The organism is Streptomyces niveiscabiei (assembly GCF_001419795.1).
GTDB classification, from domain to species: Bacteria; Actinomycetota; Actinomycetes; order Streptomycetales; family Streptomycetaceae; genus Streptomyces; species Streptomyces niveiscabiei.
In genome coordinates this window covers 1-2,379 of record NZ_LIRL01000421.1, presented here as the reverse complement: position 1 = coordinate 2,379, position 2,379 = coordinate 1, and the positions used below count along the sequence as shown (strand labels likewise).

Below are 2,379 nucleotides of genomic sequence, written 5' to 3'. Positions count from 1 at the left end.
GTCGGGGTGGGGTCCGTGTTGCGTCGCGTACGGCCTTCGGCTGCGCTGTGCTGCGTACGGTTGCCTTGCGCGCTGCTTCCGGTGCCGGTGCTGCTTCTGACGCCGCCTTGTGACCCGCCTCCTCGATCGCCTCGTCCAGCGGTAGCACCCGCCCCGTCCACCACCCCGCCGCGACCCCGGGTGCGAACGCCCTGATTGCTCCCGGGCGGAACTTCACCCCGCACACCCTCCCTCTGCCGGTGAGGGTCCTGGTGTACAACCCCCGGGGTATGCCGGTCAGCTCGGCGTAGGGGGCGCCCTTGTGCTCGTCCCACTGGAAGGTGATGTTCACCGCCGGGTGCGGGATCACTCTTGAGGTGTACGGGGTGGGGAGGTCCCAGTCGATCAGCCAGTAGCGGTCGATGTAGGGGCGGAGCGGGGGTGCGGGGAGGTGGCGGCGGAAGTGGACGTGTGTGAGGAGGGTCACGGGGTCGACGATGCCTCGGGTGTCCTGGGGAGCCGCCATGGAGGGGATCGTATGCCGGGGAATAGCGCTGGAGAGGGATGCGTTCCGGCGGTATAGTTCAACGGTCAACTACTTGGAGGGTGAGCGGGGATGCAGTTCGGGATCTTCACCGTCGGGGACGTCACGCCCGACCCCACGAACGGTCGGACGCCGAGCGAGCGGGAGCGGATCAAGGCGATGGTCGCCATCGCCCTCAAGGCGGAGGAGGTAGGGCTCGACGTCTTCGCGACCGGGGAGCACCACAATCCGCCGTTCGTCCCGTCCTCGCCGACCACCATGCTCGGGTACGTCGCCGCGCGGACCGAGAAGCTGATCCTCTCCACCTCCACGACGCTGATCACCACGAACGACCCGGTGAAGATCGCCGAGGACTTCGCGATGCTCCAGCATCTCGCCGACGGGCGCGTCGACCTGATGATGGGGCGCGGGAACACGGGGCCGGTCTATCCGTGGTTCGGGCAGGACATCCGCGAGGGCATCAACCTCGCGATCGAGAATTACGCGCTGCTGCGGAGGCTGTGGCGCGAGGACGTCGTGAACTGGGAAGGGAAATTCCGTACGGCGCTCCAGGGATTCACCTCCACGCCCCGTCCTTTGGACGATGTGCCGCCGTTCGTCTGGCACGGGTCCATTCGGTCGCCGGAGATCGCGGAGCAGGCCGCGTATTACGGGGACGGGTTCTTCCACAACAACATCTTCTGGCCGGCCGATCACACCAAGCGGATGATCGAGCTGTACCGGGCGCGGTTCGCCCATTACGGGCACGGGACGCCGGAACAGGCGATCGTCGGGCTCGGCGGACATGTGTTCATGCGGCGGAATTCGCAGGACGCCGTGCGGGAATTCCGGCCGTATTTCGATGTCGCGCCGGTGTACGGGCACGGGCCCTCGCTGGAGGACTTCTCCGCGCAGACTCCGCTGACCGTGGGGACGCCGGAGCAGGTCATCGAGAAGACGCTGAGTTTCCGCGAGTACGCCGGGGACTATCAGCGGCAACTGTTCCTCGTCGACCATGCCGGGCTGCCGCTGAAGACGGTGCTCGAACAGCTCGACATGCTCGGGGAAGAGGTCGTTCCGGTGCTGCGGAAGGAATTCGCCGTGGGGCGCGGGGCGGATGTTCCCGAGGCGCCCACCCATGAATCGCTGCTGGCCGCGAAGAACTCCGAGGAGGCCGCCGTATGAAACTCGTCGTCGTTTCCGCAGGGCTGAGTGTTCCCTCGTCCACGCGGCTGCTCGGGGAGCGGCTCTCCGTCGCCGTCCAGCGGGGCGTGCCCGGTGTCGAGGTGGAATTCGTCGAACTGCGGGAACTCGCCGTGGAGATCGCGCACGCGTTCGTGAACGGGTTTCCCGGGAACGGGTTGCGGGCCGCGTTCGACTCCGTCGTCGGGGCCGATGCGCTGATCGCCGTCACGCCTGTCTTCTCGGGGTCCTACAGCGGGCTGTTCAAGTCCTTCTTCGACCTTCTCGACAAGGACTCCCTCGCCGGGAAGCCCGTCCTGATCGCCGCGACCGGCGGTACGGCCCGCCACTCCCTCGTCCTCGACCACGCCCTGCGCCCCCTCTTCTCCTACCTCCGCGCCGTCGTCCTCCCGACCGGCGTCTACGCGGCCTCGGAGGACTGGGGCGCGGAGGGCCTGCCGGCCCGCATCGAACGAGCGGCCGAAGAACTCGCCGCGCTGCTCCACGGCTCCCCGGGGGTACGGCCCCCGAAACCGAGGGACGAGTTCGAGATCGACGTCCCGTTCGCGGAACGCCTGGCGGCACTTGGTGGGGGCGGCTCGGAGTGAGGTAGGGGGCGTGAGGTAGGGGGCGCCCGGCGGTGGGGCGCGGGTCCGGCGGCCGGGCGGCCTCGGAACTGGCGATTATACACATCT

The 2,379-nt window shown here is 68.2% G+C and carries 3 protein-coding genes; 2 read left to right on the top strand and 1 reads right to left on the bottom strand.

What is annotated here, in order from left to right; translation table 11 throughout:
- Positions 1 to 505 (bottom strand): DUF6597 domain-containing transcriptional factor (locus AOK24_RS49735; RefSeq protein WP_338060946.1); only part of this gene is annotated, 505 nt, incomplete at its 3' end.
- Positions 506 to 595: 90 nt separating this feature from the next.
- Here AOK24_RS49735 and AOK24_RS20670 point away from each other — a divergent pair.
- Both AOK24_RS20670 and AOK24_RS20665 read left to right on the top strand, forming a co-directional pair.
- Positions 596 to 1,687, top strand: a complete 1,092-nt coding sequence (locus AOK24_RS20670) for an LLM class flavin-dependent oxidoreductase (RefSeq protein WP_055721550.1) — start codon at positions 596 to 598, stop codon at positions 1,685 to 1,687.
- Positions 1,684 to 2,292 (top strand): FMN reductase, encoded by a 609-nt coding sequence (locus AOK24_RS20665; RefSeq protein ID WP_055721549.1) that lies wholly within the window; start codon positions 1,684 to 1,686, stop codon positions 2,290 to 2,292. The genes AOK24_RS20670 and AOK24_RS20665 overlap by 4 nt, the downstream gene beginning before the upstream one ends.
- Positions 2,293 to 2,379 lie beyond the last annotated feature (87 nt).

Excerpts from the sequence above, each read along its gene's own strand:
- AOK24_RS20665 (WP_055721549.1), top strand. The coding sequence starts at position 1,684 with ATGAAACTCGTCGTCGTTTCCGCAGGGCTGAGTGTTCCCTCGTCCACG.
- AOK24_RS20670 (WP_055721550.1), top strand. The coding sequence starts at position 596 with ATGCAGTTCGGGATCTTCACCGTCGGGGACGTCACGCCCGACCCCACG.